This is a genomic window from Methylomicrobium agile, from assembly GCF_000733855.1.
Classification (GTDB): Bacteria; Pseudomonadota; Gammaproteobacteria; order Methylococcales; family Methylomonadaceae; genus Methylomicrobium; species Methylomicrobium agile.
This window is the reverse complement of record NZ_JPOJ01000001.1, coordinates 4,240,003-4,256,117: the sequence shown is the minus strand read 5'-3', so window position 1 is coordinate 4,256,117 and position 16,115 is coordinate 4,240,003. Positions and strand designations below refer to the sequence as shown.

The window sequence follows — 16,115 nt, the reverse complement described above, 5'->3', positions numbered from 1 at the left end:
AAATGGTGAAACATGGCTTGAAAATAACCTTGAAAAATACGATGAGGCAGTTTTATTTTCAGATTCAACATATGATGTATAACTAATAAACCCGTAACCCGTAACCCGTAACCCGTAACCCGTAACCCGTAACCCGTAACCCGTAAGGCGGAACCGGCTTTGCCGGGTTCCGCCATTCGGAACGACCACGATGCCGAACGAGCCCTGTAGCCCGCGTAGGTCCGAATAGCGGAGCGTATTCGGACGCACGTGGCTAATGTCGCCTGACCGTTACCACGGCGGGCGGCAAACCCGGTAAGGCGGATTCGCCGATAGGCAATCCGCCATGGCTTTGAAGCATGTTGTGGCGTTTTGCTATCGCGAAAACGCCCTACGGGCTTTATCATTGCCCGACATCCATGTGCCGATCATGCTTCGGACTATGGTGCGGGTCTGAAACCCTGTCACCTTTCAAAGCCTTGGAAATGTTGGGCACAAAAAGCGCGTGCCCGACCTACTGTCAAGCCAATCCGGATAATATTTTCTGCCAGAGGGTCAAACGGATCAAACAATCGGCGCGGTTGATTTCGAACATCACGTCGTTATAGGCAATATCGCGAAGCGACTCGATTTCAGGTGCGTCGCCCATTTGCGCTTCATGGATCGCAATCACCAGCGCATCCATGTCGAGCGCCGGCGCTTTGGCCATGAGCGTCTGGTAGCGGCGATGATCGTTTTCGTTGGCGGCGGCTTTGTCTGCCGGGCGAATGGCGATGAGCGCGGCGCCGGCAACGGCCAATAAGGCGCCGCCCGCTAACGATATCCAGTGCGGCAGGCTGTTCGACAAGGTGGCGAGCGTTGCGCTGCCGCCGAGAATGGCTAAAAAAGTGCCCAGGCTTTGGATGTGTCGATAAAACCGGGCCGTTCTTTGGGTTAAACGAATGGCATACCGGATTTCGGCAATCAATTGATCTTTAGATTTTTCCATACGCTCCTCACTTTGGCGGGGGTACCGGATTCGGCGGCGGAATGGGCCGAGGCGGAACATGGGATTTGGCGATTTGCAATTTTGACATTCGCATAGGCTATTCTCTCCTATGAGGGTTTTTTTCACAATCCGATCTTACCAAGCGCACAGGATGCGGTAAACAACGTGCACCCCATCGTTCGCGATGGGTGCGGCTCGTAAACTCGCCACACCTTACGCCTGCTTGCGGCCGGACAGTTGCCGTCGGCAATTTCTTTTCGTCTGCCGACTTTTTTGGCTACTGCCGGGAACCGGTCCGTTTTAGTAAAAGGCAGGCGTCCGGTAGTGCGACGTCGAATTGCCGGGGAGGCAAAGGCAGTCAGTCTTACTTCATTTTTTCCAGGTCGTTATTTTTTAGCAAGGCATCGGCCAATTGCCGGCCGAATTCCTGCAAGGTTTCGCTTAGTGCCTTGACCGCTTCGGTGTGGCCGGAGCCTGCCTGGGGGCGGGCGATTCTGGCTTGGCCATGTTTGACGAGACGTAGCGTTTTGTCGTCCATGAGCGACCAGTTTGCCGCCAGCTCGGCGGTCTGTGCGGCGGTCGATTCGAAGCGGACGATGTCGATGACGATATGGGCATCCATCTCGCCGTAGGCGCTCCACGGATAGGCCTTCACGATGTCGTTCGGCAGCAGGGCGGACAGGTTTTGCGCCAGCGTTTCGGTAATCGCTTCCTTCAGGGGCGCGGCCCATTGGTGAAATTCGCTGGATGCGATGCTGTTGTCGCCGGTGCGGGTCACGATCTGTCGGCGTTCGAGCAGCGCGGAGACTGTCACCGGGCCGACGCCGATCAGCCGTTCAGGGGCCTCGGCCTTCGCGGCTTGCGGCGGAGCACTCAGCGGGTTCAACACATAAAAATGTGTTTCCGGTGTCGTTGCGCAGGCAGCCAGCAGGCAGGCGGCGAAGATGTTTAAACGGTATAGGTATCGTAACCTCATCTTATTCATCGTCTTTACCTCGCAGCAACGCTTCGGGATGCTGTTCCAGATAGTCGGTCAGTTGCCTGATCGACGCGGCCGACTGATTCAATTCCAGCAGCAGCATGTCGAATTCGTGGCGCGTCGTCGAACCGGGCTCCAGGAGGCGCAGCAGATGGTCGGCCGATTGCAACGTCTTGTCGGCATTGCGCATCGTTCGCTCCGTACCCGAGAGCATGCCGTTCGCCGCTTTGGCGGTGGCCTGGAGCGATTTCAGCGTGTCGTTCGTTTCGGCGGTCAATTCCTCCAGCGGAAGTTTTGAGATCTTGTCCATAATCGTCTGCGCCGAATTCGTAAACTGGTCGAGCGAGCTGGGAATGGTCGGGAATTCCTGGTAGGGCCCGCGGTGGGCGTGCAGGGTGATTTTGTTGTTCGGATGGAAATCGAGATCGACCAGCAGCTGGCCGGTCAACAGGCTGCCGGTCCGCAGCTGCGCGCGCAGGCCCTTGTTGATCAGGCGGGCGATCATGTCCTCATTGCTGACGTTCGGCTGCTTGTTGATTTCCTTGATCCGTTCGGGTTCCAGGTCTACCGTGACCGGAATCCGGATGTCCGCGGTTTTGGCGTCCAGCTCCAGGCTGATGCTGGTCACCGTGCCGATCGGTATGCCGCGCAGCTGCACCGGCGCGCCCTCGGTCAGGCCGCGCACCGAGCCGTTGAAATACATCACGTACTTGAGCGTGTTGTGGTATTCGATCCGGGTGGACTGCTCGTAGTTGTCGTAGAGGTGGAACATCGCATATTCCGGCTGGATGTCCTCGACCTTGTCTTCCGGCGGCGTCCGGAAGGCGATGCCGCCGCTCAGCATCGAAACCAGCGGGCCGGTCCGGACCTTGAAGCCGTCCGCGCCGGCGGACAGGTCGATGCCGCTGTCCTTCCAGAAGCGGGTGTCTTTGCGGACGAATTGATCGTACGGCGCCTTGATGAAGACAACCAGCCGGATCGAGTCGGCGTTGACCGAGAGTTCGTGGCTCAGCACCTCGCCGACCGGAATGCCGTGAAAATTGATTTGCGTGAGCGGGCCGAGCGATCCCAGGTTGGTCGTTTCGAGCACGAACTGCCTGCCTTTGGCTTCGGTCTTCAGCACGGGCGCAGTGGGAAGGCCGGTAAAATGGTGCACGCGCGGGCCGTCGCCGGGTTTGACTTCGATGTACGCTCCGGAAAGCAGCGTATTCAGTCCCGAGATGCCGGCCAGACCGACCTGGGGACGCACGACCCAGAAGCTGGTGTTTCGATTCAGGTAGTTCTCGGCGGTCCTGTGCATCTGCGCGGTGACCTTGATCGTTTTCGAATCGTCGTTGATGCCGATGTCGGTCACCTTGCCGATTTCGACGTCCAGATAGCGGATTTTAGTCTTGTCGACTTCCAGACCTTCCGCGGTCGGAAAATCGATCGTTATTTCCGGGCCTTTTTCGGATGCCGCTTTGTAGATCAGCCAGCCGCTGACGATGAACGCGCAGATCGGCAGCAGCCAGACCAGCGGCAGTTCGGGCTTCTTGTTCAGTGCGGCGTCGTGGGTTTCGTAGGCGAATTCGTCGTTCATCGAGCTTTTTGGTTATCCCAGATCAGGCGGGGATCGAAATTTTTGGCGGCAAATAGCGTAATCACGACGACCGCGGCGAACGCGGTCGCGGCGGGACCGGCCAGAACGCGGGCGACGCCGCCCAGATCGACCAGCGAAATCAGAATCGAGATCATGAAAATATCCAGCATCGACCAGCGGCCGACAAAAGCGATGATCCGGTACATCAGCGTCCAGCGGCGCGCGTTGACCTGCCAGCGGTAAAACACGCACAGCCACAACAGGGTCAGACCGAACAGTTTCAGCAGCGGTACCAGGATGCTGGCGATGAATACCAGGGCCGCGATCGGCAGCATGCCGCTGTCGATCAGGGCCAGAATGCCGCCGAGGATCGTGTGCGGTTCGCCGACGCCGAATTGGGTCACGGTCATGATCGGGAACAGGTTCGCCGGCACGTAGAGGGCATAGCCGCAGAGCAGAAACGCCATCGTCCGCCGCAGGCTGTTCGGAATGCGGGCATGCAGCGGGTTGCCGCAGACCGGGCAGGGCCGTATCGCCGCCGCGCGGTTCGCGAGCGCGCCGCAATCGCCGCAGCGGATCAGGCCTTGCCGAAGCGCGCCGGGCAGGGCGTTCATGCCGGCTTCCGGCCGAGGGCGCCGATGCGCCGCCAGAACAGCGCCCGGTCGAGGGTGGCGGCCAGGGTCACCGTGACCAGCAGCAGGCCGATGAATGCAAATAGCCCCAGGCCGAAGCGCAAGTCGGCCATCGACGACAGCTTGACGCAGGCGACGATGATGCCGAGCGTATAAACTTCCAGCATGGCCCATTCGTCCAGATGCTGCAGCCAACGCATCCAGTGCGTCAGGAAACGGTTGGGCCGCTTCAGGTGAAGATGCGCGCTGATGGCGAGGCTCAGCAGGAGATTGGCGAGCGGAAACAGGATGCTGGACAAAAAGACCAGCGTCGCGACGGCCCACATGCCTTCCTCATACAGCGCCGCGACGCCGGAGAGCAGGATGCCGTCCTTCGCATTGCCCAGAACTTTGATGCCGAGCAACGGCAGGCAATTGGCGGGAATGAACAGCAGCAGGCCGGTAACCGACAGGGCCAGGCTGCGTTCGATGCTGTTTCTTTGGGCGCGCTGTAACAGAAATCCGCAGCGCGGACAGTGCGCTTTGTCGCCGTCAACGAGCGCTGCCGGTCTCAGCAGCGCATCGCATTCGGGACAGGCCTCCAGCTGCCGTTCAGGCCGGGCGCGCATGGCCGGGAGGTGCGGTTACCATTGCGATTCGCCGGTTTCCGGGTCGTACATTTCATGGAAAACCTTGTGGCGGTTCGCGATCAATTCGTCGATCGTCGGCGAATGGCTCATCGCGCGCGAAATCGCCAGCTTCATCGCCTCGTAATTGGTCCGGTACAGGTCTTTGCGGTCCAGGTCGGGATTGGCCGCGCATTCCGGCGCGATCCAGATCATCGCGATGATGCACAGGTCGTTGACCTGATCGCGCGGCAGCACGCCGTCGATCACGCTGTCCAGCACCGCGTCGGCCACCGCCGACTGCACCGGGCCGCCGAGCAGGTTCACGTAGGCGGACGACTTGATCGTGACTTTTGGCACCATCAGGGTAGCGGGGCGTACCTGTTGATTGCAGGCACGGATCGCGAACATCCGGGTATGGCCCTCGGTCTGTCCCATCAGATTCGCAAACGCATGGCCGGCCGGCCCTTCTACATGGCCGATCAGAATTTCGGGCATCGCGTCGGTGCCTTGTCCTTCGCTGGAAAAAACGGTCGCTTCGCCGGTTCTGAACCAAATTTTATCTGACATAAAAAATTCGCAGGTGTAGGTGAACTGATAAAGCCGGCATTCTATGACGGATGGGCGAGGGGGGCAACTGTTATCGGTCCGGAGTCCGGCTGGGAATTCGCGGATTATCGAAGCGATATGCCGCCTTCGCCGCTGTTTGCAAACGGCGGAGGATTGGCGGGCCTGTGATAAGATGGGCCGCTCATTTACCCTTACCTTTCGGTTTCTCGATTCGATACTTTCACCTCAGCCGTTTTTGCCCGACCATGCCTTATAAATATCTCGCGCCGCTTTTTTCGACCGCTTTGCTCTACCTGGTGTTTTACCTGATCAGTACGTTCAAGTTCGATGTGCAGATCAAGGCGGTGGCGATTCCTTACGACTTTTTTTTACAGCTGGTTGTGGCTTACATGCTGTTCGCCTGGTCGCGGCGGATTTGGATATTTTTAGTGCTGCAGACTTTGCTGGCGGGTGTCTTGTATATCGGCAATGCGGTCAAGATTTCGTTTTTCGGCGGCCCGATCATGCCGGACGACGTCCATGCGCTGCGTTCGCTGCTGTTGATCCTGGACGGCTGGCGTTTTTTCGCGGCGGCGGTCCCGCTGGCGGCGATCGCCAGTCTGTTCCTGTTCAATTTCACGATGCGGCACTGGAGCGCTTATCTGGCCAGCATGATGGCGATTCTGCTCGGGATGACGATCGTTTATCAGCCGGATATGATCGTCGGTCCGCTTGACAAACATTTCGGCAATTCGGTCTGGGATCAGCGTTCGAATTATCTTTGGCACGGGGCGACGATGTACAGCCTGCAGGAAGGTTCGCGCTATTTCCTTTTGGCCGACGTGGCGCCCGATGTCAACGAGGCGCAGGAGGCGGCCTATAATCTGCTGCCCGCTCAGCCGCCGGAGGACCGGTCCGTGAAACCGTTCACGCCGCGAAATGTGCATCTGGTGCTGCTCGAATCGTTTTGGGATCCGAATGGGCTGAAAAAAGCGCATTACAAGCAGAATCCTTTGGCGTCCGAGTTTCGAAAGCTCTGGAAAGGCGCCAATTATGCGCATGCGATGGCGCCGGTGTTTGGCGGCTACACCGCCAATTCGGAGTTTGAAGTGCTGTGCGGTTTTCCGGTGGTGAAGGACAATGTCAAATTCGAACGCCAGTTGTTAAATCATGTTCCGTGCCTGCCGCGTGTTCTGGCCGACAAAGGTTACAAGACCACCGCTTCGCACCCAAACGTGCCGGTGTTCTGGAACCGGGTTAACGCTTATGAAAGGATGGGCTTTCAGACTTATTGGTCGCTCGACGATTTCGTGCAGGACGATATGAACCGGGAGTTTTTGTCCGACGTTTCGCTCTACCGGCAGGTGTTGGACAAGATCAAGCCCGCTCTCGAAGCCAAACAGCCGATCTTCGATTATATCGTGACTTATTTCGGCCATTGGAATTATCCGCTCAGCGAAAGCCGGCCGCCCAAGATCTCGTCGCCGTCTCCGGTCGAGGAAGTCACCACCTATGCGAACACCGTGTATTACAAATCGCGGGAATTGATGGGCTTCATCGCCGAAATGCAGAAACGCGACCCGGACGGCATCATCATCCTGTTCGGCGATCATTTGCCGTTTCTGGGCGAAAATTTCGCGGGCTACGTCGATTCGGGCGTGCTGGCGTCGAGCCGCAGCGAATTTACGCCGGAGATGTTCAAGTTTTACGTCAGTACGCCGATGCTGGTCCTGAACGGCCGCCAGGGACCGGTCAAGGTCGGCAGCCTGCCGCTGTACCAGGTGCCGGCGCTGGTTCTAAAACTGTTGAATTACGATGAGCCATCCATCATGGATTATACGCACCCGGTTCAGGGCATGCGCATCCGGCCGTTGCCGGGTTTGCATTTCGATCTGCTCGACGACGGCAGGATCGAAGTCTGCAAGGAACCGCCTTATAACGAAGTCTGTCAAAAATCCGCAGAATGGCTGCGCAATGTGAATACCGTCAGCAATGATTTGTTCATCGGCCGGCAGGAGACGCGCCCTCAGTATTCGTCTCCTCTGCTTGTTCAGGATGTGGATTTCGTCGGTCCGCCCGAGAAACCCTAAAGTTTCCGAGTGAATCCCAGCGTCCGGCAGCTCCGAAATATTTGGTGGCTCGCCTTCCGGGGTTCATCCCGTTTTACATTCTGTTTCGGCCGTTCTTGTGGATAGGCAGTGTTTGGGAAGCCACCGGCATTTTGGGAAACTTCGACCATTTCTTCCGGATTCTCGCCCATTGTTCCGTCCGCGGCGTTCGGATTGCTAAAACAGGTTCTATGCGTCCACGCATTTGATTTATACTATGTGCCCTTTAAAGACGAGGGCTGCCGGCTCCGCTATCTGTTGAGGCGATTTTGCAAATAGGACGGAACCTTGGGAGAGTCTCCCCGAAATGCGCCAATTTCACTCGCAAAGAATTCAAATACTACTCGCTAGAACAGGAACATAGAATGGCCAACAATTTGATTTCAGAAATTACCGGACAGAACGACATCGATCCGGCCGAAACGCGGGAATGGGTTGAAGCCTTGCAGGCCGTTCTGGAAAAGGACGGCAACGAGCGGGCGCATTTCTTGATCGAGCAGTTGGTCGCGGTGGCGCGCCATTCCGGATTCGACGTGCCTTTTAGCGCCAATACCGCCTATCTGAATACGATTCCGGTTTCGCGGCAGGCCAAATACCCCGGCGACCAGGACATCGAGCAAAAAATTCGCGCCTATGTGCGCTGGAATGCCATGATGATGGTGCTCCGGGCGAACAAACATACCAATGTCGGTGGTCATATCGCGAGTTTTTCGTCGGCGGCGACCTTATATGAGGTCGGTTACAACCATTTCTGGCGCGCCCCGTCCGATCAGCACGACGGCGATCTGATGTTTACCCAGGGCCATTTGGCGCCGGGCGATTATGCGCGCGCGTTTCTGCTTGGCCGCCTGACCGAAGCGCAACTGGACAGTTTTCGCCAGGAAGTCGGCGGCAAAGGACTTTCTTCTTACCCGCATCCGTGGCTGATGCCGGAATTCTGGCAATTTCCGACCGTGTCGATGGGCCTTGGCCCGATCATGGCGATCTATCAGGCGCGCTTCATGCGCTACCTGCAGGATCGCGGCCTGGCCGATACGGCGAGCCGCAAGGTCTGGAGTTTCCTGGGCGACGGCGAGACCGACGAGCCTGAATCGCTCGGCGCGATCGGCCTGGCCGGGCGCGAAAAACTCGACAACCTGATCTTCGTGGTCAACTGCAACCTGCAGCGGCTGGACGGTCCGGTGCGCGGCAACGGTAAGATCATTCAGGAGCTCGAAAGCGAATTCCGCGGCGCCGGCTGGAACGTGATCAAGGTCGTCTGGGGGCAGCGCTGGGATACGCTGCTGGCGCGCGATGCCGAAGGTCTGCTCGCCAAACGGATGATGGAATGCGTCGACGGCGATTATCAGACTTTCAAGGCGAAGGATGGCGCCTATGTGCGCGAGTATTTCTTCAACACCCCCGAATTGAAGGCGATGGTCGCCGACTGGTCCGACCGCGACATCTGGGAATTGAATCGCGGCGGCCATGATTCGGTCAAGGTGTTTGCGGCGTTCCAGGCGGCGGTCAGCCATCAGGGCCAGCCGACCGTGATTCTGGCGAAGACGATCAAGGGCTACGGCATGGGCGAGTCGGGCCAGGCGCAAAATATCACTCACCAGCAAAAGAAGATGAGCGAGAGCTCATTGAGCAAGTTCCGCGACCGCTACGGCCTGCCGGTCACCGACGAGCAACTGCACGACCTGCCGTACATCAAATTCCCCGAAGGCTCGAAAGAGCTTGAATATATGCAGCAGCGCCGTGCCGAGCTGGGCGGGCATTTGCCGGCTCGAAGGACCAAGTCCTATGCGCTGGACGTGCCGGTACTGAGCGACTTCAAGGCGCTGCTGGAAGCGACCGGCGAAGGCCGCGAGATTTCGACCACGATGGCGTTCGTCAGGCTGCTGAATATTCTGACCAAAGACAAGAACATCGGCAAACGGGTCGTGCCGATCGTTCCGGACGAATCCCGGACTTTCGGGATGGAGGGCATGTTCCGGCAGCTGGGTATCTGGTCGCAGGTCGGCCAGCTCTACACGCCGCAGGATGCCGACCAACTGATGTTCTACAAGGAAGACAAGCACGGCCAGGTGTTGCAGGAAGGCATCAACGAAGCGGGCGGCATCTGCGACTGGATCGCGGCGGGCACCTCGTACTCGACGCACAACGTGCCGATGATCCCGTTCTTCATCTATTATTCGATGTTCGGTTTCCAGCGCGTCGGCGACCTGATCTGGGCGGCCGCGGACCAGCGCACTCGCGGCTTCCTGATGGGCGGCACCGCCGGCCGGACCACGCTGAACGGCGAAGGCCTCCAGCACGAAGACGGCCACAGCCATCTGCTCGCCGCGACGGTGCCGAACTGTATCAGCTACGATCCGACCTATGCTTACGAACTGGCGGTAATCATCCAGGACGGCCTGCGCCGGATGTACGTGAATCAGGAAGACATCTTCTATTACATCACCGTGATGAACGAGAATTACGAGCATCCGGCGATGCCGAAAGGGATCGAGCTGGATATCCTGAAGGGGATGTATCTGTTCCGTCAGGGCGCGAAGAAGAAAGGCCCGCGCGTGCAATTGCTCGGTTCCGGGTCGATCTTCCGGGAAGTCGAGGCGGCCGCCGAACTGTTGCGCAGCGACTGGGGCGTCGAGTCCGATCTGTGGAGCTGCCCGAGCTTTACCGAGCTGGCGCGCGACGGCCGCGACGCCGAGCGCTGGAGCCGGCTGCATCCGACCGAACCGGCCCGAGTGCCGCACGTGGCCAATTGCCTGGCGAATCAGCAAGGACCGGTCATCGCGGCCTCCGATTATATCCGCGCTTTTGCCGATCAGATTCGGCCTTATGTCAGTGCGCCGTATACCGTACTGGGCACCGATGGCTTCGGACGTTCGGATACCCGTGAAAAACTGCGCCGATTCTTCGAGGTCGACCGTTATCATGTGACGGTCGCGGCATTGAAAAGCCTGGCCGATAGGGGACAGTTCGATGCAGGCAAGGTTGAAGTCGCGATCGCCAAATACGGCATCGACCCCGAGGTCAAAGCGCCCTGGTTAGTTTAAGCGGAAGGAACAAAATGACGAATTTGGTTGAAATTAGAGTGCCGGACGTCGGCAATGTGACCGATATCGACGTGGTCGAGGTGCTGATCAAGCCGGGCGACGTGGTCGAGCTGGAGCAGACGGTCGCCTCGCTCGAAACCGACAAGGCGGGCATGGATTTGCCGTCCAGCGCGGCGGGCACGGTCAAGGAAGTTTTCATCAAGCGCGGCGACAAAGTGTCCCAAGGTACGCTGATTGCAACTGTCGCCGCGGAAGAGGGAAAAGCGGAAGCCAAGCCGAAGGAAGCGAAAGCGCAGCCGGCTCCCGCGCCGGCGGAAGCGCCGAAGGCGGAAAAAGCCCCGGAACCGGTATCGGCCCCGGCGCCTGCTCCCGTGAGAGAAGCTGCCGCTCCCCTAGCCGCAGCTGCTCCCGGCGTGATCGCGCATGCCTCTCCGTCGGTGCGTCTGTTCGCGCGCGAACTGGGCGTCGATATCGCCAAAGTTACCGCCGGCTCGGGGCGCAAAGGCCGCATTCTGAAAGAGGACGTGAAAGCTTATGTCAAGAAAGCGCTGACCGAGCAGACGGTCGCGGCCGGCGGCGGCATTCCGCCGATTCCGGCGGTCGATTTTTCGGTGTTCGGCGAAACCGAGACGGTCAAACTGAGCAAGATCAAACGCCTGACCGGGCAGAATCTGAGCCGCGTTTGGTTGAATCTGCCGATGGTGACCTACCATGAGGAAGCCGATATCACCGAACTGGAAGCATTCCGCAATCGGATCAATGCCGAAAAGAAGAACGGCGAGGTCAAGATCACCGGCCTGATGTTCATCATCAAGGCGGTGGTGGCGGCGATGCGGCAGTTTCCGAGTTTCAACGCCTCGTTGTCGAGCGACGGCGAGAGCCTGATTCTGAAGAAGTATTACAACATCGGCATCGCGGTCGATACGCCGAACGGCTTGGTCGTGCCGGTCTTGCGCGACGCCGATGCCAAAAGCATCAACCAGTTGGCGGCCGAACTCGCCGAAAAAAGCGAGAAGGCGCGCCAGGGCAAGCTGATGCCGGGCGACATGCAGGGCGGCTGCTTCAGCATTTCGAGTCTGGGCGGGATCGGTGGCACCGCGTTTACCCCGATCGTGAATGCACCCGAGGTCGCCATTCTCGGCGTGACCCGCGCCAAGATGCAGCCGGTCTGGAATGGCAAGGAATTCGAACCGCGGCTGATGCTGCCGCTGGATCTGACTTACGATCACCGCGTGATCGACGGCGCCGAAGGCGCCCGCTTCATGACCGCGATCAAGACCTATCTGGGCGATCTTCGCCGCCTGTTACTTTAATCTCCGGAGACATCGGAAATGAGCGACGCAACGTTACATACGGAAGTTTTGGTGTTGGGCGGCGGTCCCGGCGGTTATACGGCAGCGTTTCGCGCGGCCGATCTGGGCAAACGGGTCACCTTGATCGAACGCTATCCGGTGTTGGGCGGAGTCTGCCTGAACGTCGGCTGCATTCCGTCGAAGGCGCTTTTGCACATGGCGCAGCTGATCCACGAAGCGGAAGACGTGCAGGATCATGGTTTGAGGTTCGGCAAACCCGAGATCGACATCGACAAGGTCCGGGCCTGGAAAGAGAGCGTCAGCAAATCGCTGAATACCGGTCTGGCAGGACTGGCCAAACAGCGTAAAGTCACCGTCGTGCAAGGCGCCGGCCGATTTACCGCACCGAATGCGGTCGAGGTGGAAACTCCCGAAGGCGCCAAAACGATCACGTTCGAGCAGGCGATCATCGCGGCGGGTTCGTCTCCGACCCAAATTCCGAGCTTTCCGAATGACGATCGGCGTTTGTGGAATTCGACCGATGCGCTGGAACTGAAACAGATTCCGAAAAAGCTGCTGATCGTCGGCGGCGGGATTATCGGCCTCGAAATGGCGACCGTCTATCATGCGTTCGGCTCCGAAATTCATGTCGTCGAATTGATGGACCAGATCATTCCGGGCTGCGACAAGGATCTGGTGACGCCGCTGCTCAGACGGATCAAGAAGCAATACAAAAATATCTGGCTCGAAACCCGGGTAACCGCGATCGAGCCGCAAAACGACGGCCTGAAGGTGTCGTTCGAAGGCAAGGGCGCGCCTGAATCGGAGTTGTTCGATGCGGTGCTGGTCGCGGTCGGCCGTCGGCCGAACGGTAAGCTGATCGGCGCGGAAGCGGCCGGCATTGCGGTCGACGAGCAGGGTTTCATCCCGGTCGACAAACAGCAGCGGACGAATGTGCCGCATATTTTCGCGATCGGCGACATCGTCGGCAATCCGATGCTGGCCCATAAAGCGACCCACGAAGGGAAGGTGGCGGCCGAAGTCGCGGCCGGCCACAAAGCCGGGTTCGACGCGCTGACGATTCCGTCGGTCGCCTACACCGATCCCGAGATCGCCTGGATGGGGCTGAGCGAGAATCAGGCCAAACAGCAGGGCATCGATTATGACAAAGCGGTATTCCCTTGGGCCGCGAGTGGCCGCTCGCTGAGCCTCGGCCGCAAGGAAGGCGTGACCAAGATCCTTTGCGACAAGGCGACAGGGCGGATTCTCGGCGCGGGCATGGTCGGCCCGAATGCAGGCGAGCTGATTGCGGAAGCGGTATTGGCGCTCGAAATGGGTGCCGATGCGGACGACATCGGTCTGACCATTCATCCGCATCCGACGCTCTCCGAAACTTTCGGATTTGCCGCCGAAATGATCAACGGAACGATTACCGATCTTTACGTCAAAAAAGGTTGATTTCCCCGGCACGAGCCGCATTCCGGCAATGGCCGGGATGCGGCTGTCGAAGCATCCCCCGAGCGCGATGCTTGAAGCATTCCCGATACGAATGATTTAAAATTATCATTTGCCGCAGGCAATTTGCACTATAATTTTGCCGATCGAAGCGGCCTGTCGGCGCCGGTATCCTCTTATCGGCGTACCGTTCGGATTCTTTCAGTGTTTTCAAAAAAGCCGCACGCCAATTAAATCCTTTCAAGTATCTTAATGAAAAGAACACTAACGATTTTGTTAACGTTGACCGTGCTTGTCCTGGTCAATTTCAGCATTTGGAGTTACATCAACAACCCGCTGCAATTGAGATCCTGGACCAAAACGACCATGGGGGTGACTTTCGATCCGCGCCGGAAAGAATATACCCAGAAAAACGGTCAATTCCCTACCGAAGCGGAAATCGATGCCGATCTGACCGTGCTCGAAAACAAGGTCCATGCGGTCCGTACTTACAGTGTTTTGAAAGGTTTGCACAAGGTGCCGGAACTGGCCGCCAAGCATGGCTTGAATACCACGATCGGTGCCTGGATCGACGGCGATTTGGAAAAGAACCGCCAGGAAATCGAAACCCTATTGCAGGTCAGCAACCAAAATAATAATAAAATCGTCCGGGTGATGGTCGGCAACGAAGTGCTGTTCCGGAACGATATTCCGGTGCAGCAGCTGATCGATTATATTCGCGAAGTCAAGAAGCGTACCTGGCGTCCGGTCAGTACCTCGGAAACCTTCGATATCTGGCTCAAGCATCCCGAATTGGTCGCCGAAGTCGATTTCATCGGCGCGCATATCCTGCCTTACTGGAACGGGATTGCGGTCGAGGATGCGGTCGATTTCGTGTTCGAGAAATACGAGGAATTGAAGAAAGCTTATCCCGACAAGCCGATCGTGATTACCGAGGTCGGCTGGCCGTCGGATGGGCAGCCGTCCCGCCATGCGACCGCCTCGCGCACGAATCAGGCGTTTTTTCTGCGGGAATTTCTGAACCGGGCCGCCGAGCAGAAGATCCCTTATTATATTGTCGAAGCGTTCGACCAACCCTGGAAGATGGAAATCGAAGGTTCGGCCGGCGCTTACTGGGGCATTTTCAATGCCGACCGGCAGCCGAAGTATCCGATGGACGGCGCGGTATTGGCGTTGCCGAGCTGGCGGGATTGGGCGACCGGCGCGGCCGCGGCCAGCGCGGTGCTGATGGGGCTTTTTCTGTTTACGCGCCGGACGATGGCCTTGCCGGGCATCGTCTTTTTCGGCGTGATTACCAACTTGGCCGCCTCGTTCATTTTCTGGACCGTATCGATCGGCGCGCAGCAGTACCAGACCGAATTGACGATCGTGTTCTGGGTGCTGCTGATTGTGATGCAATTACTGGCGTTGACCATTCTGCTGATAGAAACGATGGAAATCGTCGAAGTGGTCTGGCACCGGCGCACCACGCGGACTTTCCAGCCGCTGGCGCCGTCGCCGGATTTCCGCTATCCGAAGGTATCGATTCATCTGCCGATTCATAACGAACCGCCGATGATGGTGCGGAAGACGCTCGAAGCGCTGGCCAAGCTCGATTATCCGCACTACGAAGTGATGGTGATGGACAACAACACCAAGGACCCCGCGGTTTGGGAACCGGTACGCGACGACTGCGAACGCCTGGGCGAGAAGTTCCGTTTTTTCCATCTCGAAAATTGGCCCGGCTTCAAGGCCGGGGCGATCAACCATGCGCTCGAACAGACCGCGCCCGATGCCGAAATCATCGCAGTGATCGACAGCGACTATATTCTGTCGCCGGACTGGCTGAAGCGCATGGTGCCTTATTTCGATAACGAGAACATCGGTTTCGTGCAGTCGCCGCAGGATTACCGCGACGGCCACGTGAACCTGTTCAAGCGCTTCTGCTATTGGGAATACGCCGGCTTTTTCAATATCGGCATGGTGCAGCGGAACGAATACAATGCGATCATCCAGCACGGCACGATGACGATGATCCGCAAGTCGGCGCTGTTCGAAGTCGGCAAATGGTCCGAGTGGTGCATTTGCGAGGACAGCGAATTGGGCCTGCGCCTCTACGAAGCCGGCTACGATTCGGTCTACGTCAAGGATTCGTTCGGCCGGGGGCTGATGCCGGACACGATGTCAGGTTACATGACGCAGCGTTTCCGCTGGGTTTACGGCGCGATGCAGATCATCAAGGCGCACTGGAAGAGTTTCAAGCCGACTAAAAAATCTCCGCTGACCTCGGCCCAGCGCTACTATTTCGTGGCCGGCTGGCTGCCCTGGTTTTCGGATGCGCTGGCGCTGGTGTTCACGGTCGCGAGTTTGGTGTTGACCGGTGTGATTTTCCTGGATCCGATCCATACCGAATTGCCGGTCAATGCGTTCCTGCTGCCGACGATCGGTTTGTTTACGTTCAAAATTCTGCGCAGTTTATGGCTATATCAAGCTAAAGTGCCGTGCAGATTGTGGGAATCGGTCGGCGCCTCGCTGTCCGGTTTGGCGTTGACGCATACGGTGGCGCGCGGCGTCTGGCAGGGGCTGTTCGTTCCGGGCAAACCGTTCATGCGCACGCCGAAGTATGAAAAACAGGGACCGCTGTTTGCCGGCCTGATGGTGATCCGGCAGGAGTTGTTCCTGCTCATTTTGCTGATGGCGGGCGTGTTCGGCGTGAACTCGCTGGAACATTTCGACAATCTGAGCGGCAAGCTCTGGATGGGGGTGCTGTCGGTGCAGGCAGTGCCGTATCTGGCAACGACGATCACTTTGTTGATGAGCATATTGCCGTATTACCGGAAAGGCTCGGCGTTGACGATCGACGAGATTGACGACGAAATCGTCGCGTCGTCAGGCAAACCCGAGTAAGAGTTAAATCCCGGCAAAG

11 protein-coding genes are annotated in these 16,115 nt (G+C 58.1%); 5 read left to right on the top strand and 6 right to left on the bottom strand.

What is annotated here, in order from left to right:
• Nucleotides 1-499: 499 nt before the first annotated feature.
• The 6 genes from CC94_RS0119675 to fae all read right to left on the bottom strand — a co-directional run bounded on the left by CC94_RS0119675 (nucleotide 500) and on the right by fae (nucleotide 5,332).
• Nucleotides 500-967 carry a hypothetical protein gene (locus tag CC94_RS0119675; RefSeq protein WP_005372619.1) on the bottom strand — a complete coding sequence of 156 codons (468 nt, stop codon included), beginning with the start codon at nucleotides 965-967 and terminating at the stop codon, nucleotides 500-502.
• A gap of 364 nt (nucleotides 968-1,331) precedes the next feature.
• Nucleotides 1,332-1,943, bottom strand: coding sequence for a PqiC family protein (locus CC94_RS0119670; RefSeq protein WP_157203501.1), 612 nt, complete (start codon nucleotides 1,941-1,943; stop codon nucleotides 1,332-1,334).
• Between the two features lies 1 nt (nucleotide 1,944).
• The gene (locus CC94_RS0119665) at nucleotides 1,945-3,525 is read right to left on the bottom strand and encodes a PqiB family protein (protein ID WP_031431898.1); all 1,581 of its coding nucleotides are present in this window, start codon (nucleotides 3,523-3,525) and stop codon (nucleotides 1,945-1,947) included.
• Nucleotides 3,522-4,139 carry a paraquat-inducible protein A gene (locus CC94_RS0119660; protein ID WP_031431897.1) on the bottom strand — a complete coding sequence of 206 codons (618 nt, stop codon included), beginning with the start codon at nucleotides 4,137-4,139 and terminating at the stop codon, nucleotides 3,522-3,524. The genes CC94_RS0119665 and CC94_RS0119660 overlap by 4 nt, the downstream gene beginning before the upstream one ends.
• A complete protein-coding gene (locus CC94_RS0119655) occupies nucleotides 4,136-4,765 on the bottom strand; it encodes a paraquat-inducible protein A (protein ID WP_031431896.1) in 630 nt (209 codons plus the stop codon). Before CC94_RS0119655 ends, CC94_RS0119660 begins: the two co-directional genes overlap by 4 nt.
• 15 nt (nucleotides 4,766-4,780) lie before the next feature.
• Entirely contained in the window at nucleotides 4,781-5,332 is a 552-nt protein-coding gene (fae, locus tag CC94_RS0119650; RefSeq protein WP_031431895.1) for a formaldehyde-activating enzyme, read from the bottom strand.
• 245 nt (nucleotides 5,333-5,577) lie between these two features.
• Here fae and CC94_RS0119645 point away from each other — a divergent pair, with 245 nt between their 5' ends.
• The 5 genes from CC94_RS0119645 to CC94_RS0119625 all read left to right on the top strand — a co-directional run bounded on the left by CC94_RS0119645 (nucleotide 5,578) and on the right by CC94_RS0119625 (nucleotide 16,096).
• Nucleotides 5,578-7,401 carry an LTA synthase family protein gene (locus CC94_RS0119645; RefSeq protein WP_036304157.1) on the top strand — a complete coding sequence of 608 codons (1,824 nt, stop codon included), beginning with the start codon at nucleotides 5,578-5,580 and terminating at the stop codon, nucleotides 7,399-7,401.
• A gap of 383 nt (nucleotides 7,402-7,784) precedes the next feature.
• Complete coding sequence (gene aceE, locus CC94_RS0119640; RefSeq protein ID WP_005372609.1) at nucleotides 7,785-10,463, top strand: pyruvate dehydrogenase (acetyl-transferring), homodimeric type; 2,679 nt, start codon at nucleotides 7,785-7,787, stop codon at nucleotides 10,461-10,463.
• 14 nt (nucleotides 10,464-10,477) lie between these two features.
• On the top strand, nucleotides 10,478-11,776 hold the full coding sequence (gene aceF / locus CC94_RS0119635; RefSeq protein WP_031431893.1) for a dihydrolipoyllysine-residue acetyltransferase: 1,299 nt from the start codon (nucleotides 10,478-10,480) through the stop codon (nucleotides 11,774-11,776).
• 18 nt (nucleotides 11,777-11,794) lie between these two features.
• On the top strand, nucleotides 11,795-13,213 hold the full coding sequence (gene lpdA / locus CC94_RS0119630; protein ID WP_031431892.1) for a dihydrolipoyl dehydrogenase: 1,419 nt from the start codon (nucleotides 11,795-11,797) through the stop codon (nucleotides 13,211-13,213).
• Nucleotides 13,214-13,462: 249 nt separating this feature from the next.
• Nucleotides 13,463-16,096 carry a glycosyltransferase gene (locus tag CC94_RS0119625; protein ID WP_031431891.1) on the top strand — a complete coding sequence of 878 codons (2,634 nt, stop codon included), beginning with the start codon at nucleotides 13,463-13,465 and terminating at the stop codon, nucleotides 16,094-16,096.
• Nucleotides 16,097-16,115 lie beyond the last annotated feature (19 nt).

Bases quoted from the DNA above. Each gene is read 5' to 3' on its own strand.
- lpdA (WP_031431892.1), top strand. From the start codon at position 11,795: ATGAGCGACGCAACGTTACATACGGAAGTTTTGGTGTTGGGCGGCGGT.
- CC94_RS0119660 (WP_031431897.1), bottom strand. From the start codon at position 4,139: ATGAACGCCCTGCCCGGCGCGCTTCGGCAAGGCCTGATCCGCTGCGGC.
- aceE (WP_005372609.1), top strand. From the start codon at position 7,785: ATGGCCAACAATTTGATTTCAGAAATTACCGGACAGAACGACATCGAT.
- fae (WP_031431895.1), bottom strand. From the start codon at position 5,332: ATGTCAGATAAAATTTGGTTCAGAACCGGCGAAGCGACCGTTTTTTCC.
- CC94_RS0119625 (WP_031431891.1), top strand. From the start codon at position 13,463: ATGAAAAGAACACTAACGATTTTGTTAACGTTGACCGTGCTTGTCCTG.
- CC94_RS0119665 (WP_031431898.1), bottom strand. From the start codon at position 3,525: ATGAACGACGAATTCGCCTACGAAACCCACGACGCCGCACTGAACAAG.
- CC94_RS0119675 (WP_005372619.1), bottom strand. From the start codon at position 967: ATGGAAAAATCTAAAGATCAATTGATTGCCGAAATCCGGTATGCCATT.
- CC94_RS0119645 (WP_036304157.1), top strand. From the start codon at position 5,578: ATGCCTTATAAATATCTCGCGCCGCTTTTTTCGACCGCTTTGCTCTAC.
- CC94_RS0119670 (WP_157203501.1), bottom strand. From the start codon at position 1,943: ATGAGGTTACGATACCTATACCGTTTAAACATCTTCGCCGCCTGCCTG.
- aceF (WP_031431893.1), top strand. From the start codon at position 10,478: ATGACGAATTTGGTTGAAATTAGAGTGCCGGACGTCGGCAATGTGACC.
- CC94_RS0119655 (WP_031431896.1), bottom strand. From the start codon at position 4,765: ATGCGCGCCCGGCCTGAACGGCAGCTGGAGGCCTGTCCCGAATGCGAT.